This window comes from Staphylococcus sp. HMSC057A08, assembly GCF_001812925.1.
In the GTDB taxonomy this organism is placed as follows: domain Bacteria; phylum Bacillota; class Bacilli; order Staphylococcales; family Staphylococcaceae; genus Staphylococcus; species Staphylococcus hominis.
This window is the reverse complement of record NZ_KV810846.1, coordinates 30,562-55,620: the sequence shown is the minus strand read 5'-3', so window position 1 is coordinate 55,620 and position 25,059 is coordinate 30,562. Positions and strand designations below refer to the sequence as shown.

At 32.9% G+C, this 25,059-nt stretch carries 32 protein-coding genes and 1 pseudogene; 24 read left to right on the top strand and 9 right to left on the bottom strand.

Annotated features, from left to right (window positions below):
- Positions 1–38: 38 nt before the first annotated feature.
- Entirely contained in the window at positions 39–869 is an 831-nt protein-coding gene (gene thiD, locus HMPREF2881_RS01900) for a bifunctional hydroxymethylpyrimidine kinase/phosphomethylpyrimidine kinase (RefSeq protein WP_002455702.1), read from the bottom strand.
- Positions 870–1,010: 141 nt separating this feature from the next.
- On the opposite strand from thiD, the gene HMPREF2881_RS01895 reads away from it, so the two are divergent.
- The 4 genes from HMPREF2881_RS01895 (at position 1,011) to HMPREF2881_RS01880 (ending at position 3,963) form a co-directional block, all read left to right on the top strand.
- Positions 1,011–1,670 (top strand): uracil-DNA glycosylase, encoded by a 660-nt coding sequence (locus HMPREF2881_RS01895; RefSeq protein WP_002488583.1) that lies wholly within the window; start codon positions 1,011–1,013, stop codon positions 1,668–1,670.
- Complete coding sequence (locus tag HMPREF2881_RS01890) at positions 1,671–2,021, top strand: DUF5327 family protein (protein ID WP_002488584.1); 351 nt, start codon at positions 1,671–1,673, stop codon at positions 2,019–2,021.
- Between the two features lie 33 nt (positions 2,022–2,054).
- Positions 2,055–2,423: a DUF423 domain-containing protein gene (locus tag HMPREF2881_RS01885; RefSeq protein ID WP_095324338.1), complete on the top strand. Its 369-nt coding sequence runs from the start codon at positions 2,055–2,057 to the stop codon at positions 2,421–2,423.
- Positions 2,424–2,493: 70 nt separating this feature from the next.
- Positions 2,494–3,963: an APC family permease gene (locus HMPREF2881_RS01880; protein WP_002488598.1), complete on the top strand. Its 1,470-nt coding sequence runs from the start codon at positions 2,494–2,496 to the stop codon at positions 3,961–3,963.
- Between the two features lie 56 nt (positions 3,964–4,019).
- Here the strand turns inward: HMPREF2881_RS01880 and HMPREF2881_RS01875 are convergent, their stop codons facing one another.
- From HMPREF2881_RS01875 to hemQ, 3 genes are all read right to left on the bottom strand, one after another.
- Positions 4,020–4,472 carry a threonine/serine exporter family protein gene (locus tag HMPREF2881_RS01875; RefSeq protein ID WP_002448879.1) on the bottom strand — a complete coding sequence of 151 codons (453 nt, stop codon included), beginning with the start codon at positions 4,470–4,472 and terminating at the stop codon, positions 4,020–4,022.
- 12 nt (positions 4,473–4,484) lie between these two features.
- Complete coding sequence (locus HMPREF2881_RS01870) at positions 4,485–5,252, bottom strand: threonine/serine exporter family protein (RefSeq protein ID WP_029376813.1); 768 nt, start codon at positions 5,250–5,252, stop codon at positions 4,485–4,487.
- 432 nt (positions 5,253–5,684) lie between these two features.
- Complete coding sequence (hemQ, locus tag HMPREF2881_RS01865) at positions 5,685–6,434, bottom strand: hydrogen peroxide-dependent heme synthase (RefSeq protein ID WP_002488567.1); 750 nt, start codon at positions 6,432–6,434, stop codon at positions 5,685–5,687.
- A 170-nt stretch (positions 6,435–6,604) separates the two neighbouring features.
- Between hemQ and pta the strand changes: the two genes are divergently transcribed.
- The 6 genes from pta to HMPREF2881_RS01835 all read left to right on the top strand — a co-directional run bounded on the left by pta (position 6,605) and on the right by HMPREF2881_RS01835 (position 12,361).
- Entirely contained in the window at positions 6,605–7,594 is a 990-nt protein-coding gene (pta, locus tag HMPREF2881_RS01860) for a phosphate acetyltransferase (RefSeq protein WP_002488580.1), read from the top strand.
- A complete protein-coding gene (locus tag HMPREF2881_RS01855) occupies positions 7,594–8,430 on the top strand; it encodes a lipoate--protein ligase family protein (protein ID WP_002488587.1) in 837 nt (278 codons plus the stop codon). The genes pta and HMPREF2881_RS01855 overlap by 1 nt, the downstream gene beginning before the upstream one ends.
- A gap of 412 nt (positions 8,431–8,842) precedes the next feature.
- Positions 8,843–9,766 carry a mevalonate kinase gene (mvk, locus tag HMPREF2881_RS01850; protein ID WP_002488601.1) on the top strand — a complete coding sequence of 308 codons (924 nt, stop codon included), beginning with the start codon at positions 8,843–8,845 and terminating at the stop codon, positions 9,764–9,766.
- A 4-nt stretch (positions 9,767–9,770) separates the two neighbouring features.
- Positions 9,771–10,754 carry a diphosphomevalonate decarboxylase gene (gene mvaD, locus HMPREF2881_RS01845; RefSeq protein ID WP_002488581.1) on the top strand — a complete coding sequence of 328 codons (984 nt, stop codon included), beginning with the start codon at positions 9,771–9,773 and terminating at the stop codon, positions 10,752–10,754.
- 12 nt (positions 10,755–10,766) lie between these two features.
- Positions 10,767–11,843, top strand: coding sequence for a phosphomevalonate kinase (locus tag HMPREF2881_RS01840; RefSeq protein WP_002488572.1), 1,077 nt, complete (start codon positions 10,767–10,769; stop codon positions 11,841–11,843).
- 176 nt (positions 11,844–12,019) lie between these two features.
- Entirely contained in the window at positions 12,020–12,361 is a 342-nt protein-coding gene (locus HMPREF2881_RS01835) for a YuzB family protein (RefSeq protein WP_002455691.1), read from the top strand.
- 63 nt (positions 12,362–12,424) lie between these two features.
- Here HMPREF2881_RS01835 and merA read toward each other — a convergent pair.
- From merA to HMPREF2881_RS01810, 5 genes and pseudogenes are all read right to left on the bottom strand, one after another.
- Positions 12,425–13,615 (bottom strand): annotated as a pseudogene (gene merA, locus HMPREF2881_RS01830) (hypothiocyanous acid reductase MerA); the annotation flags it as partial.
- Positions 13,616–13,643: 28 nt separating this feature from the next.
- Positions 13,644–15,029, bottom strand: coding sequence for a recombinase family protein (locus tag HMPREF2881_RS01825; RefSeq protein WP_070653642.1), 1,386 nt, complete (start codon positions 15,027–15,029; stop codon positions 13,644–13,646).
- Between the two features lie 56 nt (positions 15,030–15,085).
- The gene (locus HMPREF2881_RS01820) at positions 15,086–15,688 is read right to left on the bottom strand and encodes a hypothetical protein (protein ID WP_070653641.1); all 603 of its coding nucleotides are present in this window, start codon (positions 15,686–15,688) and stop codon (positions 15,086–15,088) included.
- Between the two features lie 16 nt (positions 15,689–15,704).
- Positions 15,705–16,166, bottom strand: coding sequence for an ImmA/IrrE family metallo-endopeptidase (locus tag HMPREF2881_RS01815; RefSeq protein ID WP_070653640.1), 462 nt, complete (start codon positions 16,164–16,166; stop codon positions 15,705–15,707).
- 12 nt (positions 16,167–16,178) lie between these two features.
- On the bottom strand, positions 16,179–16,514 hold the full coding sequence (locus HMPREF2881_RS01810) for a helix-turn-helix domain-containing protein (RefSeq protein WP_070653639.1): 336 nt from the start codon (positions 16,512–16,514) through the stop codon (positions 16,179–16,181).
- Positions 16,515–16,691: 177 nt separating this feature from the next.
- Here HMPREF2881_RS01810 and HMPREF2881_RS01805 point away from each other — a divergent pair, with 177 nt between their 5' ends.
- The 14 genes from HMPREF2881_RS01805 to HMPREF2881_RS01750 all read left to right on the top strand — a co-directional run.
- Positions 16,692–16,937: a helix-turn-helix domain-containing protein gene (locus tag HMPREF2881_RS01805; protein WP_002503442.1), complete on the top strand. Its 246-nt coding sequence runs from the start codon at positions 16,692–16,694 to the stop codon at positions 16,935–16,937.
- Positions 16,938–17,171: 234 nt separating this feature from the next.
- Positions 17,172–17,342 (top strand): hypothetical protein, encoded by a 171-nt coding sequence (locus tag HMPREF2881_RS11745; RefSeq protein WP_176744863.1) that lies wholly within the window; start codon positions 17,172–17,174, stop codon positions 17,340–17,342.
- A 75-nt stretch (positions 17,343–17,417) separates the two neighbouring features.
- Positions 17,418–17,666: a hypothetical protein gene (locus HMPREF2881_RS01800; protein ID WP_070653638.1), complete on the top strand. Its 249-nt coding sequence runs from the start codon at positions 17,418–17,420 to the stop codon at positions 17,664–17,666.
- Entirely contained in the window at positions 17,659–18,144 is a 486-nt protein-coding gene (locus HMPREF2881_RS01795; protein WP_070653637.1) for a siphovirus Gp157 family protein, read from the top strand. Before HMPREF2881_RS01800 ends, HMPREF2881_RS01795 begins: the two co-directional genes overlap by 8 nt.
- Entirely contained in the window at positions 18,145–18,846 is a 702-nt protein-coding gene (locus HMPREF2881_RS01790) for an AAA family ATPase (protein WP_070653636.1), read from the top strand. It abuts the gene before it with no gap.
- Positions 18,833–20,245 carry a DEAD/DEAH box helicase gene (locus tag HMPREF2881_RS01785; RefSeq protein ID WP_070653635.1) on the top strand — a complete coding sequence of 471 codons (1,413 nt, stop codon included), beginning with the start codon at positions 18,833–18,835 and terminating at the stop codon, positions 20,243–20,245. The genes HMPREF2881_RS01790 and HMPREF2881_RS01785 overlap by 14 nt, the downstream gene beginning before the upstream one ends.
- A 16-nt stretch (positions 20,246–20,261) precedes the next feature.
- Positions 20,262–20,807: a DUF669 domain-containing protein gene (locus HMPREF2881_RS01780; RefSeq protein WP_037541329.1), complete on the top strand. Its 546-nt coding sequence runs from the start codon at positions 20,262–20,264 to the stop codon at positions 20,805–20,807.
- Complete coding sequence (locus HMPREF2881_RS01775; protein WP_070653634.1) at positions 20,785–23,097, top strand: phage/plasmid primase, P4 family; 2,313 nt, start codon at positions 20,785–20,787, stop codon at positions 23,095–23,097. Before HMPREF2881_RS01780 ends, HMPREF2881_RS01775 begins: the two co-directional genes overlap by 23 nt.
- A 269-nt stretch (positions 23,098–23,366) precedes the next feature.
- Complete coding sequence (locus HMPREF2881_RS01770) at positions 23,367–23,681, top strand: VRR-NUC domain-containing protein (protein WP_070653633.1); 315 nt, start codon at positions 23,367–23,369, stop codon at positions 23,679–23,681.
- Positions 23,681–23,854 carry a hypothetical protein gene (locus HMPREF2881_RS11740; RefSeq protein ID WP_176744862.1) on the top strand — a complete coding sequence of 58 codons (174 nt, stop codon included), beginning with the start codon at positions 23,681–23,683 and terminating at the stop codon, positions 23,852–23,854. The genes HMPREF2881_RS01770 and HMPREF2881_RS11740 overlap by 1 nt, the downstream gene beginning before the upstream one ends.
- Before the next feature lie 4 nt (positions 23,855–23,858).
- Positions 23,859–24,209, top strand: a complete 351-nt coding sequence (locus tag HMPREF2881_RS01765; protein ID WP_070653632.1) for a helix-turn-helix domain-containing protein — start codon at positions 23,859–23,861, stop codon at positions 24,207–24,209.
- A 21-nt stretch (positions 24,210–24,230) separates the two neighbouring features.
- A complete protein-coding gene (locus HMPREF2881_RS01760; protein ID WP_083310069.1) occupies positions 24,231–24,479 on the top strand; it encodes a hypothetical protein in 249 nt (82 codons plus the stop codon).
- Between the two features lie 4 nt (positions 24,480–24,483).
- Positions 24,484–24,681 carry a hypothetical protein gene (locus tag HMPREF2881_RS01755; RefSeq protein WP_070653631.1) on the top strand — a complete coding sequence of 66 codons (198 nt, stop codon included), beginning with the start codon at positions 24,484–24,486 and terminating at the stop codon, positions 24,679–24,681.
- Between the two features lie 38 nt (positions 24,682–24,719).
- Positions 24,720–25,059, top strand: a 340-nt coding sequence (locus HMPREF2881_RS01750; protein WP_256279926.1) for a DUF3310 domain-containing protein, incomplete at its 3' end; no start/stop codon positions are given.

The window sequence follows — 25,059 nt, the reverse complement described above, 5'->3', positions numbered from 1 at the left end:
AGAAGTACTAGCATTTTTTTCAAAAATGCAGTACTTCTTTAAACTTCTTTGACGTCGACGTCGATGTGTTCTACGCGGTTGTATGCGCCGTGATCAACTGGGCCTACAAAGTCATTCATTTTCCAACCATTTTTAATTGCTGATGCCACAAATGCTTTAGCGCTAATAACAGCTTCTTTAGGTGATTTACCATTTGCCAAGTAAGCTGTTGTAGCTGCTGCAAATGTACAACCTGCACCGTGGTTATAACTTTGTTGGAACATATCAGTTGTTAATTGATAATATGTTTGACCATCATAATATAAGTCATAAGATTTATCTTGATCTAATGCTTTACCACCTTTAATAATAATATGTTGAGCACCTTGATCATAAATGATTTTTGCAGCTTTTTTCATATCTTCAATTGACGTTAATTTACCTAATCCAGATAATTGACCAGCTTCAAATAAATTAGGTGTTACGACCGTTGCTTTAGGTAATAAATATTTAATCATTGCATCTGTATTTCCTGGGTTAAGTACTTCGTCTTCCCCTTTACATACCATAACTGGATCTACTACGAAATATTTTGCACCTGATTGTTCAAATGCTTCGCCAGCACGTTTAATGATTTCTTCAGTTCCAAGCATACCTGTTTTAACAGCATCTGGACCAATTGAAATGACTGTTTCTAATTGTTTTTCGAATACATCCATTGGAAGTGGTGTCACATCGTGAGACCAAGTTTCTTTGTCCATTGTTACAACAGCTGTTAAAGCCACCATACCGTAAGTGTTTAGTTCTTGAAATGTTTTAAGGTCGGCTTGCATACCTGCGCCAGCGCTTGTATCAGAGCCGGCAATTGTTAATACTTTTTTTAATGCCATGTATTATCACTCCTGTCAATTATTTACATCTTTATTTATCATATCATGTAACTCAACTATTGTTCTAGCATGAAGATAGTAAGGCGATTTATATCACGTTCCAAAGGGGTCATATGTTAAAATAGAAGTGAGGTGAAAACGATGGAATGGTCAGACATTTTTCATGACATTACAACAAAACATGATTTTAAAGCAATGCATGATTTTTTAGAAAAAGAATATACGACACAAATCGTCTATCCAGATAGAGAAAACATTTATCAAGCTTTTGATTTAACACCATTTGAAGATATTAAAGTTGTTATTTTGGGTCAAGATCCATATCATGGACCTAACCAAGCACATGGGTTAGCATTTTCAGTTCAACCCAATGCTAAATTCCCACCATCTTTAAGAAATATGTATCAAGAATTAGAAGATGATATCGGCTGTCATAGAACTTCTCCACATCTACAGGACTGGGCACGTGAAGGTGTTCTGTTATTAAATACTGTATTAACTGTACGTAAAGGTGAAGCACATTCCCATAAGGACATTGGATGGGAAATATTTACAGATGAAGTCATTAAAGCTATTTCAGATTATCGCGAAGATGTTGTCTTTATCTTATGGGGAAAACCTGCGCAGCAAAAGATAAAATTAATTGATACAGCAAAGCATCATATCATTAAATCTGTTCATCCAAGTCCATTATCTGCTTATCGAGGTTTCTTTGGGTCTAAACCTTATTCTCGTACAAATGATTATTTAGAATCTAAAGGTAAAACGCCAATACAATGGTGTGAAAGTGGGGAATCTTAATTGAACAAAGAACAATTAATTCAACTTATAGAACAAGAATTAGTGCAAGCAGATGAAGCTCAAGATGAACAACAGTTTGAAAAGCATATGTATGCGATTCATACTTTAACATCTCTTTATTCCGATGTTTCAAAACGACCTTCTAAAAAATCAAAACATGATTTTACTAATATTGTAACTTCTGAATCTTCGTTTTCAAATAAGCCTTCAAATCATTCAGCGATTACTGCTGCAGAAATTGAAGCGATGGGTGGTAAAGTTCCACAAACAATGAAGCATCAAACTAAATCGTCTAATATGATGGTGACGGATGATGAAATTGGAAATGGTGAATCAATATTTGATTTTTAATTAAAATTAAGTTAGGAGAACTAAAATATTATGATGAAAGTATTTATAATTTTAGGTGCATTGTGTACGATGATGTCTGTTGGTACGGGCGCATTTGGTGCACATGGACTTGAAGGAAAACTCTCTGATAAATATATGTCAGTATGGGAAAAAGCAGTGAATTATCAAATGTATCATGGTCTAGGATTAATTATGATTGGCATCATTAGTGGTACAACTTCTATTAATGTGAATTGGGCAGGATGGCTTCTGTTCTTTGGTATTGTTCTATTTAGTGGCTCATTATATATTCTTGCATTGACTCAAATTCGTATTTTAGGAGCTATTACACCAATAGGGGGCGTACTCTTTATTGTGGGATGGTTAATGTTAATTATTGCAACATTTAAATTTGCTGGATAATAATATTTTATATTTTGGTTAGTAAACTCACCTTTTTGGGTATGTTAAGTACCTGAGGTGAGTTTATTTTATGAATAATAAAAATCGAGAGATAGATAGAGGAGATTTAAAACAAAATCTCTCTGAAAAATTTGTTTGGGCGATTGCTTATGGCTCGTGTATCGGATGGGGAGCATTTATACTACCCGGTGATTGGATTAAACAATCAGGTCCGATTGCTTCATCTATTGGTATTGTCATTGGTGCTTTATTGATGATATTAATTGCTGTAAGTTATGGCGCATTAGTCGAACGTTTTCCTGTGTCAGGCGGTGCATTCGCGTTTAGTTATTTAAGTTTCGGAAGATATGTGAGTTTCTTTTCATCATGGTTCTTAACATTCGGTTATGTTTGTGTAGTAGCGTTAAATGCGACAGCATTTAGTTTATTAATTAAGTTTTTACTGCCAAACATTTTGAATAATGGAAGGTTATATACGATTGCTGGATGGGATGTTTACATAACAGAAATAGTTATTGCTACGGTATTATTATTAGTATTTATGTTTATTGCAATTCGTGGTGCAAGTGTTTCTGGTACACTCCAATATTATTTTTGTATAGCAATGGTCATTGTTGTTGTGCTTATGTTTGTAGGTTCATTTTTCGGAAATAACTTTTCGTTAAGTAACTTACAACCTTTAGCAAGTAAAGAACTTGGATGGTTTAATTCCATTATTATGATTGTAGCTATTGCACCATGGGCTTATGTGGGATTTGATAATATTCCACAAACAGCAGAAGAGTTTAATTTCTCGCCAAATAAAACGTTCAAACTGATTGTATACAGTTTATTAGCAGCAGCTTTAACTTATGTCATTATGATTTTATACACAGGGTGGTTGGGTACGAATAATGCGAATTTTAACGGAAATTTATGGTTAACAGGCGCTGAAACACAAACTGCTTTTGGTTATATTGGCTTAGGAGTATTAGCGATTGCTATTATTATGGGGATTTTTACTGGATTAAACGGATTCTTAATGAGTTCAAGTCGATTACTATTCTCAATGGGGCGTGCTGGTATCATGCCTAAAGCGTTTAGTAAATTACATCCAAAATATAAAACACCATATGTAGCTATTATCTTTTTAGTAGCTATTACTTTAATTGCGCCATGGTTAGGACGTACCGCATTAACATGGATTGTTGATATGTCTTCAACAGGTGTATCTATTGCTTATTTTATTACTTGTTTATCTGCTGCTAAGCTATTTAGTTACAATAAACAAAGTAACACGTATGGTCCTATTTATAAGACCTTTGCTATTTTGGGTTCTATTGTTTCATTTATCTTTTTACTTTTATTATTAGTTCCAGGATCACCAGCTTCACTTTCAATGCCTTCATATATTGCATTGGGTAGTTGGTTAGTGATTGGTCTTATTTTCTTTGTAGTTCGATACCCTAAATTAAAAAATATGAATAATGACGAATTAAGTCGTCTGATTTTAAATCAATCAGAACGAGAAGTTAAAGAAATGATACAAGATAAAAAATAATATACGTAAACGCGAGAGATGAGGGTTAATTACCAACAATCTCTCGCGTTTTATTGTTATATACGTTTACGTCGTCGAGCGAAACCAGAAACGATGATTTTTGAAATTTGGTCTGCAAATAATAATCCTAATGCAATCGCACCAGCGATAAGTGTGACTTCGAGCATTGTGTTGATTGCTTTACCAAATTGTAATAAGACTAGATTTTTAGTTGCATCAAAAGCAAGTCCACCAGGAACTAATGGAATAATACCAGTAACCATGAAAATGATTGCAGGTTCACGTTTTTTACGAGCCATGTAATGACTGATTAAACCCAATGTAAAGCTACCGAAAAAACTTGAATAAATCGTATGTATATTCAAACCTTGGTAGAATAAAATATATACCATCCATCCACAAGCTCCAACAAAACCACACGATAAATACAGCTTTCTAGGAGCGTCAAAGATTACACAGAAAAAGAGAGAAGCTGTATAACTAAATATAAAATTAAATAACCAAAACATTTATGCGTACTCCTAAACTAATATTAATATCGAACCTACACCGGCACCTATACCAAATGCGGTTACAAGTGCTTCTAAAGACTTAGTGGTAAACATCATCATATGACCACCAAATAAATCTTGTATAGCATTCGTAATCAGTACTCCAGGTACAATAGGCATGACTGCAGCAATAATAATAGTAGCTAAATCACCACTTGGCGCTAACCAATGACCGAATACTGCAATAATACCAATAACTAAGGATCCGACGAATTCTGGAATAAATTGTGCGTGTAATCGGCGATCTAGAATTTCAACAACCAGATATCCAATACTACCTGCAAGTAGAGCAGTAATAACATCGATAAATTGGCCACCTTGCAAATATAGGAAACTAATTGCAATAATGGCAGCAGCAATCCCTTTAAATGTTAAGCTACTATCTCGTTTTGCAATATATATTTTTTCTAATCGCTCTTTTGCATCTTCTAAAGAGATATCCCCTTTTGTGATTAATCGTGATATTTCATTTGCTTGTGAAATTTTAATGAGATTAGTATCACGGGAATTAATTCTAAATATTCGGGGGTAAGATTCGTTATGTAAAGTAAATTGAATGACTGTATTTGTAACGAAGCTATTGCTTTCAGGATATCCTAGTTTTCGGGCAATACGTGTCATCGTATCTTCTACACGTGTTCCTTCCGCGCCAGATTCAAGTAATATACGTCCAGCCATCATGACGACGTCTTTGATTAAAGTTTCATCTATATGTTCTTGTTTATTTGTATTTTCCATTTCATCACCATTCGTTAAGATGTAATCATTATTATAGTAGAAGTACATGAAAATAACTACCTTACATTATAAAACTTAACAATCATAATATGATTACCATTATACCTCAATAGTAGGTAAATATATTTTAATGAAAATAAAATTTAATGTTAAAAAACAATTAATTTATAACAATAATGTTTCAGAACATTACAATTCGGTTAAATAATAATAGTTAACAAGTCAAAATTGTGCTGGGTAGCGACAGCACTTTTGTGATTTGTTAATGTTCAGAGTAGTAATGAAGTTCTCCCAAACCATACTACTTGAAGTACACTTTGTAAAAAGTGTACTTTATCTCGGAAACTAATTGTTTTATATAAATATATTAATTTATTGAAAAATGGAGCAAAGACTGGCGTTTACTATGCTAATCTTTGCTCCATTTATATATTAAATTGCAAAAAATTGATCGAAATGATCAGTAGTTAAAATATGGCCGATATAGAAACTACCAAAGTCGCCATAGCGAGCAGTCGTTTCATCAAAACGCATTTCATAAACAATTTTCTTGAATTGTAGAACATCATCTGAGAATAATGTGACGCCCCATTCAAAATCATCAAAACCTACTGAACCAGTAATAAATTGTTTAATTTTACCAGCGAATTTGCGTCCAATCATACCATGGTTATACATTAGTTTTTTACGATCTTCCATTGGTAACATATACCAGTTATATGTTTCATTACGACGTTTATCCATTGGATAGAAACAAATATATTCTGTTCTAGGCAATTCTGGATATAATCTTGCTTTAATATGTGGATTTTCATAAGGATCTTCGTCTGATTTACCGGCTAAATAGTTACCTAACTCAATCACAGATACATATGAATAAGTTTGAATGAAGAAATCAGCAATTCTTAATTTATTTAATTCATTTTCAATTTCATTCAATTCTTTCATTTCTGGACGTAAATACCATAATAAAATATCTGCTTTTTGACCTGTAATATTATATAAAGCATAATCTCCAGCTTGTTTTTCTCTGGCAGTGGCTTTATTTTTGATAAATACTTTAAATTCATTAATCATTGCTTCGCGCTCATCTTCTGGCACCAATCTAAACGTTGCCCAATCGACAGCGTAAAATAAATGAAGGCTATACCAACCATCTAATGTTTCAGCTGCTTCACTCATATCTATCGCTCCTTTAACTATATTTTCTATCAATACAGATTAAATTTTATCATAAAGAGAATTGTCACACATACTTAAAAGATTACAAATTAATGAAATAGAAATATTAAAAGAAATAAAGTATAATTAAGGTGAAAATACTATTATTTAAAAAATTTGAGGAGGGCATTATGTCTAGTTTATTAGATGTATTACAAGAAAAACTTTCAGGAAAAAACGTTAGAATTGTATTACCGGAAGGTGAAGATGAACGAGTATTAACAGCAGCTACAAAGTTACAAGCAACTGACTATGTTACACCTTTAGTATTAGGTAATGAAGAAAAAGTAAATACTTTAGCTCAAGATAAAGGATTAGATATCTCTAATATTCAAATTATCGATCCTTCTAAAAGTGATTTGAAACCTGAATTAGTCAAATCTTTCGTAGAACGTCGTAAAGGTAAAGCTACTGAAGAACAAGCTCAAGAATTATTAAACAATGTTAACTATTTTGGAACAATGTTAGTATACGCTGGTCATGCTGATGGATTAGTAAGTGGTGCTGCACATTCAACTGGAGATACTGTCCGTCCTGCCTTACAAATTATTAAAACAAAACCTGGCGTATCTAGAACATCTGGTATCTTCTTTATGATTAAAGAAGATAAACAATATATATTTGGTGATTGTGCTATCAATCCAACATTAGAATCTTCTGATTTAGCAGAAATTGCCGTAGAAAGTGCAAAATCAGCAAAAAGTTTTGGTATGGATCCACGTGTTGCTATGTTAAGTTTCTCAACTAAAGGTTCAGCTAAATCAGATGATGTAGAAAAAGTCGCTAACGCAGTAAAATTAGCACAAGAAAAAGTGGAATCTGAAGGTTTAGATAATGTAGTGGTTGATGGAGAATTTCAATTTGATGCTGCGATTGTACCTGCAGTTGCAGAGAAAAAAGCACCTGGAGCAAAAATTCAAGGTGACGCAAATGTATTTGTATTCCCAAGTTTAGAAGCAGGTAATATTGGCTACAAAATTGCACAACGTTTAGGTGGATTTGAAGCGATTGGTCCAGTTTTACAAGGTCTTAATTCACCTGTAAATGATTTATCTCGTGGTTGTTCTACTGAAGACGTTTATAACTTATCAATTATTACTGCTGCTCAAACATTACAATAATGGATTTAGCGAGTAAGTATTTTAATGACATTCATTGGCGCTATATAGACCATTCTTCAGGTTTAGCGCCAATGCAGTCATTTGCATTTGATGACACGTTTTCAGAAAGTGTAGGAAAAGATATATCTTGTAACGTTGTAAGAACATGGATTCACCAACACACTGTCATTTTAGGTATACATGATTCACGTTTGCCATTTTTAAAAGACGGTATTCAATACTTAACTGACGAGATCGGTTATAATGCAATCGTTAGAAATTCTGGTGGTCTTGGGGTTGTATTAGACCAAGGTGTTTTAAATATTTCGCTTATTTTTAAAGGACAAACTGAGACAACCATTGATGAAGCATTCACAGTTATGTATTTACTTATTTGTAAAATGTTCGAAAATGAAAATGTAGATATAGATACTAAAGAAATAGAGCATTCATATTGTCCTGGAAGATTTGATTTAAGTATTGATGGGAAAAAATTTGCTGGTATTTCACAACGACGGGTACGTGGAGGTATTGCAGTTCAAATTTATTTATGTGTTGAAGGTTCTGGTGAAGAAAGAGCTGAAATGATGCATGAATTTTATAAACGTGCCTTGAAAGGTGAAGTTACGAAATTTAAATATCCGGATATTAAACCAGAATGTATGGCATCTTTGGAAACATTACTTCATCGGGACATTAAAGTTCAAGATGTGATGTTCCAATTACTTTATGCGATTAAAGACTTAGGTGGCCAGCTAAATATGGATCCAATTACAGAGGATGAGTGGCAACGTTATGAAGGATATTTCGATAAAATGATTGAACGTAATGAGAAAATGAATCGTTCCTTAGATTAAAATAAGATAAAAGGGAGTAAGAAAAATTCTAAGTGAATTTTAGCTTACTCCCTTTTTAGCATGCAATCATACAACTAAAGTATATATTTACCTTCAAAAATATAAAAATTGCTACATTCTTATTATTTTTTATAGTAATATAGATGAGGTGGATTCATTTAAGAACGATAATTTAACCATAATTATGTTGATTATAACATTTTTTAGGATATAAATATTTCAAAGTTTTGAACTATTTTTGACAAAGTTTTATACTATTTATTGATGTATTAACACAAATGCAAGATTTGAAGTAAATGAGTATAAACATATGTGTGACATGACATGTACAAATGTATAAATATGTTCAATTTTAAAACAACATTAATGAATGTTGAAATCATTTTAGAAAGAATATTAAAGGTGAGAGATCATGGTACGACGTGGCTATGGAGAATCTAACGGAAAAATTATATTGATTGGTGAGCATGCTGTAACTTTTGGCCAGCCAGCAATCGCCATTCCATTTACTTCAGGAAAAGTAAAAGTGCTTATTGAAAGCTTAGAAAAAGGTAATTATTCAGCAATTCAGAGTGATGTTTATGATGGTCCTTTATACGATGCACCTGATCATTTGAAATCACTTATTACACACTTCGTAGAAAGCAAACATGTTGAAGAACCATTGTTGATTAAAATTCAAGCTAATTTACCACCTTCTCGAGGTTTAGGTTCGAGTGCAGCAGTAGCAGTAGCTTTTATAAGAGCAAGTTATGATTATTTAGAATTGCCGCTATCTGATAAAGAATTACTAGAAAATGCAGACTGGGCTGAACGCATTGCTCATGGTAAACCAAGTGGTATTGATACAAAAACGATTGTAACGAATCAACCCGTTTGGTATCAAAAAGGAGAAGTTGAAATTTTAAAGTCTCTTGATTTAGATGGCTATATGGTTGTTATTGATACAGGAGTTAAAGGCTCTACAAAACAAGCAGTTGAAGATGTACATCGTTTATGTGATAACGATGAGTCATATATGAATGTCATTGAACATATTGGCTCTCTTGTTTATTTAGCTAGTGATGCAATTAACCATCATAGCTTTGATCAACTTGCTAATATATTTAATCAATGTCAAGACGATTTAAGAACATTGACAGTCAGTCACGATAAAATCGAAACTTTACTCGAAATTGGAAGACAACATGGTGCAGTAGCTGGTAAATTAACTGGTGGTGGACGAGGTGGTAGCATGTTAATTCTAACTAAAGAAGAAGTGACTGCTAAAACTATTGTTGCAGCAGCCGAAAAAGCTGGAGCGCAACATACTTGGATTGAAAAGTTAGGAGGATAAATCTTTGAAAAAAAGTGGTAAAGCACGCGCCCATACGAATATTGCTCTAATAAAATATTGGGGAAAAGCAGATGAAAATCTAATTATTCCTATGAATAATAGTTTATCAGTGACATTAGAGCGTTTCTATACAGAAACACGTGTAACGTTTGATGATTCATTAACAGAAGATCAACTTATTTTAAATAAAGAAGCTGTTAATGCTAAAGAAAGTGCTAAAATTCAACGTTATATGGATATGATTCGAAAAGAAGCTGATATTTCAACGTATGCACTCATAGAAAGTGATAATTTTGTGCCTACTGCTGCTGGTTTAGCTTCTTCAGCTAGTGCATATGCAGCTTTAGCTGGTGCTTGCAATGAAGCGCTTGATTTAAACCTATCAGATAAAGATTTATCTCGCCTTGCTCGTCGTGGTTCTGGATCAGCATCAAGAAGTATTTATGGTGGTTTTGCTGAATGGGAAAAAGGTTATGATGATAAAACGTCTTACGCCCATCAAATTGAGTCAGATGGCTTCGAGAATGACTTAGCTATGATTTTTGTAGTTATTAACAATAAATTAAAGAAAGTATCAAGTCGTTCAGGTATGTCTTTAACTCGTGATACCTCACGTTTTTATCAATACTGGTTAGATCATGTAGAGGAAGATTTAAAAGTCACAAAACAAGCGATTGCCCAAAAAGATTTTAAACGAATGGGTGAAGTGATTGAGGCAAACGGTTTGAGAATGCACGCAACAAATTTAGGTGCACAGCCACCATTTACATATCTTGTGCCAGAAAGCTACGAAGCTATGAGAATTGTACATGAATGTAGAGAAGCAGGATTACCTTGTTATTTTACTATGGATGCAGGACCAAATGTAAAAGTTCTAATAGAAAAGAAACATCAACAAGCGATTGTGAATCAATTTTTAGAAGTATTTAATAAAGATCAAATTATAACAAGTGATATTACACACGCAGGAGTCGAAATAATTAAGTAGGGAAGAGATATAATGATTCAGGCAAAAGCGCCAGGAAAACTTTATATAGCGGGCGAATATGCTGTAACCGAACCTGGATATAAATCAGTGTTAATTGCAGTAGATCGTTTTGTCACGGCTGCTATTGAAGCTTCAAATGAAATCACAGGTACGATTCATTCTAAAACATTACACTATAAACCTGTCACATTTAATCGTAATGAAGATAAAATAGAAATATCAGATGTACATGCAGCCAATCAACTCAAATATGTAGTTACTGCTATTGAAGTGTTTGAGCAGTATGCGAAAAGTTGTAATATAAAATTAAAACATTTTCATCTTACTATTGATAGTAATCTTGCAGATGCATCAGGACAAAAGTATGGTTTAGGTTCTAGTGCTGCAGTTTTAGTATCTGTGATTAAGGTTCTAAATGAATTTTATGAAATGGAGTTATCCAATCTTTATATTTATAAGCTTGCGGTTATTTCAAATATGAGATTACAAAGTTTAAGTTCATGCGGAGATATTGCTGTTAGTGTTTATAGTGGATGGCTTGCCTATAGTACGTTTGATCACGAATGGGTAAAACAACAAATGAAAGAAACATCTGTAGATGAAGTATTAGAAAAAAACTGGCCAGGTCTTCATATAGAACCTTTACAAGCGCCTGAAAATATGGAAGTTCTCATAGGATGGACCGGTTCTCCTGCTTCGTCACCTCACTTAGTAAGCGAAGTCAAGCGTTTAAAATCTGACCCTATTTTTTATGGTAAGTTTCTTGATCAATCAAATACGTGTGTGGAAAATTTAATCTATGCTTTTAAAACGAATAATATAAAAGGTGTACAAAAAATGATTCGTCAAAATCGTAGTATTATTCAGCAAATGGATAAAGAGGCTACGGTTGATATTGAAACAAAAAAATTAAAATTATTATGTGATATTGGTGAACGTTTTGGTGGTGCAGCAAAAACTTCTGGAGCTGGTGGAGGAGATTGTGGCATTACAATTATCGATAATAGAGTTGATAAGCACTCTATTTATGAAGTATGGGAAAAAAAGGGAATTAAACCTTTGAAATTTAAAATATATCACGGACAATAAGACTACTATTATGATGAAGCGAGACATTTTATTAAGAAAATATATGTCTTGCTTTTTATTTATAGCAAATCTTTTTTAGTGCTTGAATTTTTAATTAAAAAGAGTAAAATAATTAGAGTTGTAATAAATGAATGGAAGTAAATATAAGAGAAAATAATGTAAAGGTGGGTAGCGAAGTGAAGAATAAATTTTTGATTTGTGACGAATGTCAGGCAGTTAACTTAAAATCATTAAAGAAAAAATTAGAAAAATTAGATCCTGATGCTGAAATTGAAATAGGCTGTCAGTCATACTGTGGTCCAGGTCGTCGTAAGACATTTGCTTTTGTTAATAATCGCCCACTTGCTGCATTGACTGAAGATGAACTTATGGAAAAAGTGACTGCACAATTAAAAAAACCACGTGATCCTGAAGAAGAAGAACGTTTGAGAAAACGTAATGAAGAACGTAAGCGTCGTAAAGAAGAACAAGATAGAAAATTAAAAGAAAAATTAGCAAAGCGTAAAGCAAGTAAATAATATATATCGATGATAAAGAAGCTCGTAAACTCATTAAAAATTGGGTTTACGAGCTTTTTTTAATTAAATATTAAATAAGTCATTAAATGATTCAGCTATTGTTGGATGAGTATAAATATTATCGCGTAATACTTGATAAGGAATATGTTGATCGATAGCAAGTTTAATTAAATTAATAATCTCTTCAGAACCTTTACCATATAAAGTAGCACCTAATATTTCATTATTATCTTTATTGATTACAACTTTGAAAAGACCGCGACCATCGTTATTAATTTTGTGTTTTGGTAAAGTATTAATAAATAAAGTGTTTTCAACGTAATTATAATTTAATTTTTGTGCTTCTAAAGCGGTCATACCAACACGAGAAAGCGGTGGATCGATAAATACTGTATAAGGGATAGTACCACGATTTTCAGTGTGTCGTGAACGGTCACCGAATAATTCAGATTTCAAAATTCTAAAGTCATCTAAAGAAATATAAGTGAATTGTAATCCACCTTTTACATCTCCAGCAGCATAAATATGTGATACAGAGGTTTGTAGATGGTTGTTTACTTTTATTTCTCCGTGAGTGCCTAACTCAATATCTGTATTGTCTAAAGCTAAATCTGTATTTGGTACACGTCCTGTAGCAAGTAAGATTGCATCACCAGTAAAGTTTCCTTGTGAGGTTTCAACTGTTGTCAAATCACCTTCATTTTTTAATGCTTTTGTTTCAACATTAGTAATTAAACGTACGCCTTTATCTTTAAAATCATTAATCATGTGTGTGACTATTTCTTGATCTTCTCTGGCCATAAATTGTTTATTATATTCTAGTACAGTTACGTTTGTACCAAAGCTTTGAAACATTGAGGCAAATTCTAATGCAATATATCCTCCACCAATAATCACTAATTCTTTAGGTTGATAAGAAATATTTAATAGTCCTTTTGAATCATATACATTTTGTGCTGAGTCTATACCTTCAATATTTGGAATATTAGATTTTGCACCTGTATTAATTAAAATTTTATCTGCTGTCAGTGTTTGAACTAACTTACCATTTTCATCAATTAATTCTACTTCTGTATTAGATTTAAATTGTGCTTTAAAGTTTAACAAGGTAATATTTTCATCATTTTCTAAGTTTAAATAGTTTTTTTGATTTAATGCTTTGACTACTTCTTTTTTTCTTGAAAAGGCAGTTGAAAAATCGACATGTTTAATACCATCATTAACAAGCACTTTAGATGGAATACAGCCATGGTTGGTTAATTGTGCATGCTTCCATAAAATATTAATAGAACTCGATATCCTTTATTTTAAGGGAACGACGTTTCTTTTTGTTATCATTCTTACCTAATACATATTCGATAAATATATTCTTTATCGCCATTTGAATAAATTCAGCTTTTTCTTCATCACTTGAAATGTCCCACATCTCAAGTAACAAGTTTTTGTACTGTTTTATATCTTCAGCGTCATACTGCTTAACCTCTTCATTCTCACTTTGCTTTTTATATTCTTCGATTGCTATATCCGTTTCTTCAATCAATTCAGCTAACTCATCTTCATTCATAAGTCCGTTAGCATATAGCTTATGGTATCTTTTCCGTTGCTGCATAATCTTGTTGATATCGATTGTAATTTCCTTCTCTTCTTTATCCTCAACGATGTCATATTGCGTTAAATCTTGATGTTGTAGATACTCATAAAACACTCTTTCTACTTCTTCGGAACGTATATACACAGGGGTTAAATTAGGTGTCTCTTTGCAATTATTACAGTAATAGTGTTTGTTATAATACACTCTATCTTTCAGTGTTACCTTATGAGTATTCATCGTTAATTTGTTATGACAAGTAGGACAAACTAACTTACTTCTGAATATAGATACGTGTTTTACCTTTTTAGTATTAGTACGTTCTTCTAATCTATCCTTAACTTTCTCGTACATTTCTTCGGTAATAATAGGCTCGTGGTTATTTTCTAGGTAAACGCCTCCCCATTCAAAGTGTCCTCTTGTGAACGGACTTCTCAATGCTCGTGTGATTGACCTATCTTCCCACTTTCTGTTGTTCGGTGGTGGAATATCAGAATTATTCAATTTACGTGCTATTGATTTAGCGCTCTTACCTTTTAATGCCTCCTCATAGGCAAATAGGACAACTTCCTTATACTTGTTAGGTACAAACTTATTATCGACACGATCATAATAAAACGGTGGAGTAGTAAGCATAATGCCCTTTTTAAGTGCTGCAAGTTTGCCCATTTGTGTACGTTCTCTAATTGTCTCACGTTCCCATTCAGCCATTGCACCAACTAATGTTACAAATAATCGTCCCATTGCAGTGGACGTATCATACACTTCGGTAGCACTCCTAAAAGCTACATTATTCTGTTCAAATATCTCTAGTAAGTCTAATAAGTCACGTACATTACGAGTGAGCCTATCCAACTTATAAACTAGAACTAAATCAAATCGTTTAATATCATTCATCATTCGTTGTAATTCTGGTCGGTCACGTTTAGCACCAGAGAAACCAGCGTCAACAAATACATCTGATACAGTCCAATCATTTATCTCACAAAATGATTTAAGTTTCCTTTCTTGTTCTTCGATAGAATAGCCATGTTCTTTTTGCTCTAGTGTACTGACACGACAATATATTGCTACGTTCATTAAATCACCTCAAAAAAAGTAAAAAAAATAATAAGGGTAGGCGGACTACCCTAAATTTATTCAACATCATGTGGAACTGCATCTTCCATAGGTAATCCTGTATCTGGGTCTAATTGATCATTAGAATAATACTTGTCAGGAGTAGGAACTCCTCCAACATCACCGTTAGGAATACCTGTATAGCCATTTTCTTTAGATACTTTAGCGTTTGCTTCCATTTCTTTATTTAGTCGCTCATTTTTTTCAATCATTTCAGGTGTCCAATCATCATCAGTTGAAACCGGATGACTAGCGTTGTATTCATCGCTGTGTTTAGTGCTATCGTACTCGCCGTTTTGTTGAACTTGCTGTTGCTCTTGAGTTGTAGTTTCTTGTGTTTGTTGTTGAGATTGAGTTTGTTCATTTGTAGCAGTTTCTTGTGTGTTTTGTTCTTCAGTAGAGTTATTTTCTTGTGTAGATTTGTCATCTTCACTTTCTTGAGATTTCTTTTCTTCTTTAGACTTTTTATCCTCTTTGGATTTATTATCTTTTTTATCGTCAACTTTCTTTTCAGTTTTACTTTCTGATTTAGTATCAGAATCTTTGTTAGATGTGTCATCATTACCACACGCGCCTAAAATTAAAGCACTACTAAAAAATAAAGCTAAAAACTTTTTCATGTATGTTTCTCCTTTACTATATATCTTTATATTCAAACACCCGTAATGGTTCAAATTGGATAACGTATTTACCATACCGAGTGGAATAACCATATTTTCGTTTATAATGTTCAATACTTTGTAGTACAAAACTTTCTGTAACTTCAAAAAAATTAGCAAGTTCATATAAATTATGTATGCCTTGCATAAATGCTTTTACAATACCTTTAAGAGGGACTAACTTTTCGTAGGCTAACCTACGTGCATAACCTTCAAATTTCCTATGATTAAAATTACTTTGATCAACTATGTTGCCATATGTAAGTTCGTTATGAGCAAGTTCCTCTGCAAGTGTTTCAAGTTTGGAAGTGATAGGCAGATTACGATTAATTAAAATCATATCCCCGAGCCATAAACCAGATAACCTTTTAGGTAAGTTATCACATTCAATGATTTCAATATAGTCATGTTCAATTAACATATCCTCATATTTCCCCACATAAAACACCCTTTATTTTCTTTTACTTCTTATGTATTCAGCGTAATCAAGAATTTCTTGCCATTCTTCATCTGTTAAATCACCATCAAGATGTGCTGCTAAATGATTAGATTTTTCTTCAACCACTAATTCCTCACGACCACTTAATTCATCTAAAGATACTCCAAAGAAATCAGACAAAGCACTAGCGTGTTCCATAGAAGGACTTGTTGTTCCTTTTTCCCATCTATCAATTGATGCTTTAGAGAACTTAACGTTGTACTTTGAGTTTAATCTGTCACTTAATTCTTTTAGAGAATAATTATTAGCTTTTCTAAGGTTAGAAAGGTTATCCGAAAATTTTGTCATTGTTTTTTTCTCCTTGATTTGTAATTTACAAACTTATTATATAAGTTTGTTCCCAAAAATGCAACGTATTTTACAAATTTATTTCTCAAAAATGAAATTTATTTGTTGACACTAAAAATATAAGCGTGTATAGTTCTTAGTGTAATCTCATAAATGAGACGAAAGAGGTGAGAAAAATTGAATACTAAGCGCTATCAAAAACTCAGAAACTTTATTGATGAAAGTAAATATTCGCACAAGGAAGTAGCGTATATGATTGGAATGACGCCTGCAAGATTTAGTCAGAAGATCAATAAAAATAAGAGTAATTTCACAATTGATGAAGCTAGTGCTATTTGTGATGTTTTAGATATTAGTATGGATGATTATTTTTTTAACTCCAATGTCTCAAAAACGAGACGGAAAGAAAAAGTGTCTAGCTAATTAAATAACGATTTCAACGCTCACATTGAGCGTATAAGAGCGAGAGTGAGCGACGATATGAGCCACACCGTAATACATGATCAGGTCATTGCCAAGACTGTACGTTGAATGTGGGCGTTGAAAAGAGAAGGAGGATAGATCAATGCCACCACATATTCAAACAATGATGTTAAAACACTTTAAGCATCATTTACCAGAAGCATTAAAAAGATGTAAAGAAAAGGAGGCGGTGAAATGAGCATAGAAGATAGAACACTTTTAATTAGTGGCTTAATGTTTCTAGCTTTATCTACTGCACTGTCTATTACAGGTTTATTCTTTATGAAAGCTTTAGGAATTGGACTATTAGCTGCAGTTGTAACCTATGTATTCTTTGATACTTGTTACTACGAAAAAAAAGACTGATACACACGCCAATGAGTAACAGTCGGACATTTAATTAATATATTCAACTTAATCATATAACAATGGAGGTTTGTTATGCAAGACAATATTATTCTCGCAAGAGGCGAATATGAAATTTTGCTTAAAGATAGTAGTGATTTAGCAATGTTAAGTAATGACTATAAACACTTAAAACGCAGAAACGAAGCGTTAGAAGAACATATCGAAGATTTACGAAAAGATACTAAGCTTTATATCAAATTATATAAAAACGCAGACGCAAGAGCTAATCAATTACAGAAGATGTTAGACGAAAAAGAAATGGAGGATCTAACTAATGGCTAACCTTTATAACTTATCAACAAAGCATCAACAATTACTTAATATGTTGGATGAAGGTTATTCTATCGAAGATTTACAAGATACGTTAGACAGTATTGAGGTAGATATGAATACCAAAGTGGATAATACAGTAGGATTAATCAGAAGTATAGAAGCTGATACAGACGCAATTGATAAAGAGATTAAACGTCTACAAGCATTGAAGAAACAAAAGAATAATTTTATTGGCAGATTAAAACAGCATTTACAAGACGCTTTAGAGGTGCAACAAAGAGATAATTACAGAACATCAACTAACTATATTTACAAACGCAATAATCAACCTAGTGTGAATATCACAAACGAAGCGCTTATCGATAAAGCGTACCGTATACCACAACCAGATAAATACGATAAAAAAACAATGAAAGAAGATATTTTAGCAGGTGCTGATGTTGAAGGTGCAGAATTAGTAAACTCAACAAGTTTGGTGGTGAAGTAGATGGAATTTAATATTTCAAATGCTAAAGAAATTACCACAGATAAATCAACGTATTTAATCTATGCGAAACCTGGTACAGGTAAAACACACACATTAAATTTCTTACCTGGCAAGGCACTTTATATCAACGTGGATAAATCAGAACGACCTTTAAAAGGCAATGAGAACATTGACATTTTAGAATTCAACACTCATGAAGCTTGGGAAGAGTGGGGCGAATTGATGAAATGGCTTAGTAAAAACAAAGAAACAGTTGATCAATACGACACGATTGTAATCGACAACATTTCAGAATTATTCCGTTCAATGCTCGCTAATTTAGGGCGTAACGGTAAGAATGAGCGTGTTCCAGAAATGTCACATTATCAACGTGTAGACTTCTTTACGATTGATAGCTTGCGTTTTTTACAGTCACTAGGAAAACGACTGGTATTTATTGCATGGGAAACGAACTTTGAATCTTATACACCAGCAGGACAACAAATTACTCAAGCAGTACCAGATATTCGTAAAACTATTCGTGATAATGTCGCAGGGCTTTGCCAAGTGGTTGCTCGATTAGTTTTCAATGAAAAATCAGGTAAACGTGGTTTTATCTTAAGTCCTAGCAACAATGTATTTGCTAAAAATCAATTAGATAATAGAGAACATTGTTTACAAGAAGAATTGTTCACAGTAGGTGATGTGGATGGCGGAGTTTAAACTCTACGACTATCAAGAAAATCTCGTTGATCAGGCAAGACATATATTGCTAAAAAAATCTGGTGTATTAATTCAAAGTCCTCCAGGAAGTGGTAAATCGGTCATGATTGCAGAAGTCGTAAAAAATGCTGTGAACAAAGGTAGTCACATTCTGTTTATTGTTCATCGTAAAGAATTGAGTTATCAAATCGAGAATACTTTAAAAAAACATGGTGTCGATTTAACTCATGTAGATATTCTTTCAGAAAAACGTGCAAAAAATATTTTATCTGAACTTACACCACCTAAGATCATCGTTACTGACGAAACACATCATAGTAGAGCAAAAACTTATAAAGATATTTACGATTATTTTCCTAATGCTTTAAGAGTTGGATTTACTGCAACTCCCTGGCGTGCTAATGGAAAAGGTTTTACAGATATTTACGATGAAATGGTAAAAGGTCCAACAGTAGAGTGGTTAATTAATAACCACAAACTAGCGGACTACGATTACAAGAGTGTTGTGCTTGCAGATGAAAGTAAATTAAAAAAATCAAGTACAGGCGACTTTACAAAACAATCAATGGATAAAGCGATACCTAAAGCAATATATGGCGATATTGTAGAAAACTATAAAAAGTATGCAAACGGTCAAAAAACTATTCTTTACGCACATAGTGTTGAAGCAAGTGAAAATATCGCAGAACAATTTAGAAATGCTGGTATATATGCAGAACATGCTGATGCTAAAACGAGGGCGGTTAAAAGAAATGAAATCATGATGAACTTCAAAAGTGGCATTATCAAAGTTTTATGTAATGTTGATTTAATTTCAGAAGGTTTTGATGTTCCAGATTGTACATGTGTGATTTTAGCAAGACCAACAGATTCACTTGTTCTATTCATGCAGCAAGCAATGCGATCAATGCGATATCAACCTAATAAAAAAGCTTTAATTATTGATCATGTTGGAAATTATGCAAGACATGGCTTACCTGATACGTCACATGATTGGAACAAGTATTTTAAAGGATACAAAAAGAAGCGCAGTAAAAAAGAAAATGACGCACCGAAATTAACCGAGTGTCCTGAATGTTTTACTGTCTATGCTTCTGAATTAGATGAATGTCCTAATTGCGGACATAAAAATGAAACAGAAGAAAAGAAAGAATTAGAACATAAACATGCAGAACTTACAGACATCAAACCTTTCAAAGTTGATTACACAATTAAACGATACAGCAAAGACTTAAAGGATAAGAAAGATTTAGAAACGTTAGAGGACTACTACCTCTATACAAAAGCAAATAACTATAAAGAATCATGGATTAAATTTAATCATCCATATTACAAACAAGCACCATTCCCAGTCTTATACGCAGACTTAAAACCAATTAAACAAAAATATAACAATTAAAAAGGAGTTTTATACTATGGCATTATTTACTACAGATTACTCAAATTTAGAAAGCAATGATTTCAGTCCACTACCTGAAGGCGAATACGAAGTGGTTATCAAAAGTGCAACAGAACGTGCAACTAAAAACGGAAAAGAAGAAACACAATTACAACTTGTTGTAAGAAACGATTTAAAGAAAACATCAGAATTACAAGCTAAATATGCAAATAGAGTGATTTTTGTTGATGAATGGAAACGCACAATCGATGGTCAATATAAATATAAAATGGATAACTTCATGCACTACTTAAATGGTATCGGTGTTCCAGAAGGTACACCTATTGAAAGTTTTGAACAGTTACTAGATATGTTCAGAGGTAAACCAGTGAGAGTTTATGTTAAGCAAGAAGAAAATGAATATAAAGGTGAAAAACAAATCACTAATCGAGTAGCACCATGGAATTTTAAAAACACTAAATTTCCACAAGTGAATCATGAGTGGAAGTCAGATGATGATAAACCAAGCAACAATGAGTTCTCAGGTGGTGCAGAAATCAATGATGACGACTTACCTTTCTAATATTCCAGATGAATTAAAACAACTCAATAACTGGTGTGTATGGAAGTTCGAGAATAGAAACGGTAAGCGTACTAAAATACCTTTTAATGCAGCGACAGGTGAGTTCGCTAAATCAAACGATAAAAGTACATGGTCCAGTTATGACACAGCAGTTAATGCCGAAGGTGTCGATGGGATAGGGTTCTTCTTTGAACCTCCCTATCTCGGCATTGATATTGATGATATTGACGATGATCTTCATAGATTTAAACAAGGTGATAAGTTAGACAATATTGTAAGCGAATTTAACGAGGCATTTAAAAGTTATACAGAAGTTAGTCCTAGTGGTAACGGTTTGCACATTATTGTAAAAGGAAAGATTCCAGGAAGTCGTAGACGTAAAGGCAATATTGAAATGTACGATAGTGGTCGTTTCTTTACAATGACTGGAAAAAATATCGGTAAATACAAAGACGTTACCGAAGTATCAGAACAAGTATTTAAAACTATTTATAACAAATACCTACCAGATAACACTATTAAATATCCAACTACAAATAACTATCAAGAAAATATTCATAACCTTTCAGAAATTGATGTTATTAATGAAATTTACAACTCAAAACAAGCAAAGTTATTCGATGATTTAATGAAAGGGAATTATGAACCTTATTATACTTCTCATTCTGAAGCAGATATGGCGCTCGCTAATATTTTAGCTTTCTGGTGTGCAAAAGATTATTCACAAATGGATAGTATTTTCAGACAGTCGAATCTATATCGAGATAAATGGGATGAGAAACGTAAAAATTCAACTTATGGTGAACAAACATTATTTAAAGCAATTAATGAAGTTAATAATATCTATACCCCTAAACAAGAAAAAGAAGAAAACCCATTAAGATATGCGCTTAGTCACATATTTGACGCTGAAAAGAAAGATAAAGAATATCCGATTCGCAGCTATGATGACACTGGAAATGCTGATCGTTTTATAGATAGATACGGCCATTTATATAAACACAGTTATATAACTAATAAATTCTATATCTATGACGGTCAGAAATGGAAAGTTGATGACAGGGGCGCTATTAGGAAACTCATCGATGAAATGATCGAAAGTATCAAAAACGAAAAAGTACTTCATAGTGAAGATGTAACAGAAGAAGAAGCTAGAGAAGCTTTTCAAAAATACTATAAAAAAACTAGAGGTACACAGTCCAAGAAAAACATCATGAACGAATTAATGCACAGAAAAACAGTTACACCTGATGAATTTGATAAAGATGATATGCTTTTAAACGTTGCAAATGGCTATATTGATTTAACAAGTAGAGAACTTTATAAGCACGATATTAATCGAATGTTTTCTCAAATTGCTAATACAGACTATAGCGAAAAAATGCAACCTGCTGTATGGCTAGACTTTTTAAACGATATTTTTGCAGGAGATAAAGCAGTAATTCGATACATTCAAAAAGCATTAGGTTACTCATTAACTGGAAGTACAAGAGAACAAGTCATGTTCATTCTATTTGGTAAAGGCCGAAATGGTAAAAGTATTTTTGTTGAAACGATTGCAGAAATACTAGGCGATTATTCAAATAATATGCAAGCTAAATCACTAATGGTAAAGAAAAACGACAACGTAAACACAGATATTGCTCGTTTAAGTAAAGCAAGATTTGTCACAAGTTCTGAACCTAACGAAGGTTTTAGATTTGATGAAGGTTTAATCAAACAAATTACTGGAGGAGATAAAGTCACTGCGCGTTTCTTATATGCCGAAGAATTTGAATATACACCTAAGTTTAAAATTTGGGTTTCAACAAACCATAAACCAATCATCAGAGGAACAGACGATGGTATTTGGAGAAGATTAGTATTAATTCCATTTGATGTGCAAATACCTGAAGAAAAAGTTGATAAAGATCTCAAGTACAAATTACTAAGAGAAGCGCCTGCAATATTAAATTGGATGGCAGAAGGTGCGTATATGTGGATGAGAGAAGGACTTGAGTTACCAGAGAAGTTAAAAGATGCTGGTCAAACTTATCGTACTGAAATGGATGTTGTTGAACAGTTCATTCAAGAAAAGTGCAAGAGAGCAGAAGATGTTAGAGAAACAGGAAAAGCACTTTATGAAGAATATAAGAAGTGGGCAGATGAAAACAACGAGTACAAAATGGATAAAAATAAATTCGGTAAGAAACTAAAAGAGAAATTCCGAAGTAAAAAAATGAATAATGGCGTTAATTATTTAGGTGTTGAACTTGTAGAGAAATATCCAGGTTTACGTGGATTAAATTAAAAAAAGTGAACACCAAAGTGAATACCCAATTTTACACTTTTAGTCTTTAAAAGCCTATTATATCAACGTTTATATTACCTGTTTTATAAAAGTGAATACCTATGATTATAAAAGTCCTATACAAAAATATAAAAGAATATATATGTATATATTTCTATAGAGAGATTTATTTAGGCGAGGTATTCACTTTTTATTCAAAACCTTACAGCCGTAAGCGTTAGAGGCTATTTTAGGTATTCACTTTGGTATGCACTATTTGGAGTGATCAAGTGTCGGAACAAAAAATACAAAACGAAATAATCTTAGCAATCAATCAACGTGGTCATAGACTTTGGAGAGCAAATGCTGGAAAAGTACAGACGAAAGATAACAGAATAATCAAATTACTTCCTAAAGGCTTTCCTGATACATTTGGTTATCGTAAGTCAGATGGAAAGTTTATAGCAATCGAAGTAAAGACTGAAAGTGGACGATTAAGACCTGAACAAAAGAAATTTAAAGATTTTGCAGAATCGCAAAACATTTTATATGGCGTAGCAAGAAGTGTGGAAGAAGCAATCGAAATTGTGGAAGGTGATGAGTAATGGCAACAGTCAAAGCTGAAGTGTTAATCAGAGGCACGATTGAGTTACCAGCAACTAAAGAAACTGATGAAGAAATGGAATACACAATCGAGCGAGCTAAGAAAAGTCCAGAAGAAATTTTCGACGATATCGACATCAAAGATGTAGATTTTCGTTATGAGCATTGGAAGTGATCGTATGAAGAAGATAAAAACTTTAATTAAATCTAAAGCGTTCAAACTTCTTTTGGAAAAACGCAATTTAAGTTATACAGCTATTGCCGAAAATATTCACGTTGATAGAACAGTTATTTCAAACTTAGCGAATAGAAAAAGATACGTTTCTGGTTACATGAGAGAGTTGTTGATTGATTATTTAAAAGTTGATTTTGATGACATATTTGAAATTGTCGAAATTGACTACGTTAATAATTTCAAATCTGTTCCAGAAGTTGAACTTAGCAAAGATGAAATTTACAAACTTCTCAAATCAGGATCTAAAGAAATCATGTTTAAGCAACAGAAAATCAAATTAAAAGTAGCTGAATAAACACATTTGGAGGAGTAGCAAGTGATTAGTACAGAGAAAGTCGAAGAACGATTAAGCAATAAAGAGCAGTACGGAAGATTATCAGAAAGAGAATATCGTCAGCTTATGTATATCAGAGCAGCACACGAAAGAGCGTTGAAACGTAAACGACGTGAGCAACGTATCACAAGAGCAAGACGTTCAGAGGAATTAGTTAAAAAGCATAGAGTGAGTAGCAAGTGGTTTAGATACTTAGAAGAGAATGACATATTTCCAAAGGTAAGGGGATAAGCGAATGGTAGAAAACGTTAAAATCGAACAATTAGAAGTCGGAGATAACATTTGGTTTAGACGACCAGAAAGCTTTTCAACAACAGGGATAGTCAGAGAATTACATTTTAACGGTGGTAAACCTTATGCAGTTGTAGAAGTAGGAAAACATAATTTTAATATTAGTAATCGTTACGAAATAGCGAGAGTAGGGGATAATTGATGAGAATTAGTGATTTAAAGAGAAACGATGTAATAATGATGTGCTGTTGTAAAGTTTATTCTTTAGCAATAGTCGATGAAACTGGCGGAACTAATAAAAAGAATGGCATCTATTTTTGGGCAATAGTCGAACTAGAAGATGGTAGAAAAATTGAGATAGATGATAGTTGGGAGTTTATGAAAGTAGATGAGCCTTTTACACGTAAGGTGGATATGCAGGAAGAACAAGACATGGTAAACAAACCAAAACATTACACTTATGGAAATATTGAAGTCATTGATTACATTGAACAAGTAACTAAGAACTACAAGCCAGAATTAGCATTTGCGATTGGCAACGCAATCAAATATATCAGTCGTGCTAATCATAAGAATGGTA

What these genes read in the sequence shown, in the direction of transcription:
- thiD (WP_002455702.1), bottom strand. Translation starts at nt 869, where the DNA reads ATGGCATTAAAAAAAGTATTAACAATTGCCGGCTCTGATACAAGCGCT.
- HMPREF2881_RS01895 (WP_002488583.1), top strand. Translation starts at nt 1,011, where the DNA reads ATGGAATGGTCAGACATTTTTCATGACATTACAACAAAACATGATTTT.
- HMPREF2881_RS01885 (WP_095324338.1), top strand. Translation starts at nt 2,055, where the DNA reads ATGAAAGTATTTATAATTTTAGGTGCATTGTGTACGATGATGTCTGTT.
- HMPREF2881_RS01880 (WP_002488598.1), top strand. Translation starts at nt 2,494, where the DNA reads ATGAATAATAAAAATCGAGAGATAGATAGAGGAGATTTAAAACAAAAT.
- HMPREF2881_RS01875 (WP_002448879.1), bottom strand. Translation starts at nt 4,472, where the DNA reads ATGTTTTGGTTATTTAATTTTATATTTAGTTATACAGCTTCTCTCTTT.
- HMPREF2881_RS01870 (WP_029376813.1), bottom strand. Translation starts at nt 5,252, where the DNA reads ATGGAAAATACAAATAAACAAGAACATATAGATGAAACTTTAATCAAA.
- hemQ (WP_002488567.1), bottom strand. Translation starts at nt 6,434, where the DNA reads ATGAGTGAAGCAGCTGAAACATTAGATGGTTGGTATAGCCTTCATTTA.
- pta (WP_002488580.1), top strand. Translation starts at nt 6,605, where the DNA reads ATGTCTAGTTTATTAGATGTATTACAAGAAAAACTTTCAGGAAAAAAC.
- HMPREF2881_RS01855 (WP_002488587.1), top strand. Translation starts at nt 7,594, where the DNA reads ATGGATTTAGCGAGTAAGTATTTTAATGACATTCATTGGCGCTATATA.
- mvk (WP_002488601.1), top strand. Translation starts at nt 8,843, where the DNA reads ATGGTACGACGTGGCTATGGAGAATCTAACGGAAAAATTATATTGATT.
- HMPREF2881_RS01840 (WP_002488572.1), top strand. Translation starts at nt 10,767, where the DNA reads ATGATTCAGGCAAAAGCGCCAGGAAAACTTTATATAGCGGGCGAATAT.
- HMPREF2881_RS01825 (WP_070653642.1), bottom strand. Translation starts at nt 15,029, where the DNA reads ATGAACGTAGCAATATATTGTCGTGTCAGTACACTAGAGCAAAAAGAA.
- HMPREF2881_RS01820 (WP_070653641.1), bottom strand. Translation starts at nt 15,688, where the DNA reads ATGAAAAAGTTTTTAGCTTTATTTTTTAGTAGTGCTTTAATTTTAGGC.
- HMPREF2881_RS01810 (WP_070653639.1), bottom strand. Translation starts at nt 16,514, where the DNA reads ATGACAAAATTTTCGGATAACCTTTCTAACCTTAGAAAAGCTAATAAT.
- HMPREF2881_RS11745 (WP_176744863.1), top strand. Translation starts at nt 17,172, where the DNA reads ATGAGCATAGAAGATAGAACACTTTTAATTAGTGGCTTAATGTTTCTA.
- HMPREF2881_RS01800 (WP_070653638.1), top strand. Translation starts at nt 17,418, where the DNA reads ATGCAAGACAATATTATTCTCGCAAGAGGCGAATATGAAATTTTGCTT.
- HMPREF2881_RS01795 (WP_070653637.1), top strand. Translation starts at nt 17,659, where the DNA reads ATGGCTAACCTTTATAACTTATCAACAAAGCATCAACAATTACTTAAT.
- HMPREF2881_RS01790 (WP_070653636.1), top strand. Translation starts at nt 18,145, where the DNA reads ATGGAATTTAATATTTCAAATGCTAAAGAAATTACCACAGATAAATCA.
- HMPREF2881_RS01785 (WP_070653635.1), top strand. Translation starts at nt 18,833, where the DNA reads ATGGCGGAGTTTAAACTCTACGACTATCAAGAAAATCTCGTTGATCAG.
- HMPREF2881_RS01780 (WP_037541329.1), top strand. Translation starts at nt 20,262, where the DNA reads ATGGCATTATTTACTACAGATTACTCAAATTTAGAAAGCAATGATTTC.
- HMPREF2881_RS01775 (WP_070653634.1), top strand. Translation starts at nt 20,785, where the DNA reads ATGATGACGACTTACCTTTCTAATATTCCAGATGAATTAAAACAACTC.
- HMPREF2881_RS11740 (WP_176744862.1), top strand. Translation starts at nt 23,681, where the DNA reads ATGGCAACAGTCAAAGCTGAAGTGTTAATCAGAGGCACGATTGAGTTA.
- HMPREF2881_RS01765 (WP_070653632.1), top strand. Translation starts at nt 23,859, where the DNA reads ATGAAGAAGATAAAAACTTTAATTAAATCTAAAGCGTTCAAACTTCTT.
- HMPREF2881_RS01755 (WP_070653631.1), top strand. Translation starts at nt 24,484, where the DNA reads ATGGTAGAAAACGTTAAAATCGAACAATTAGAAGTCGGAGATAACATT.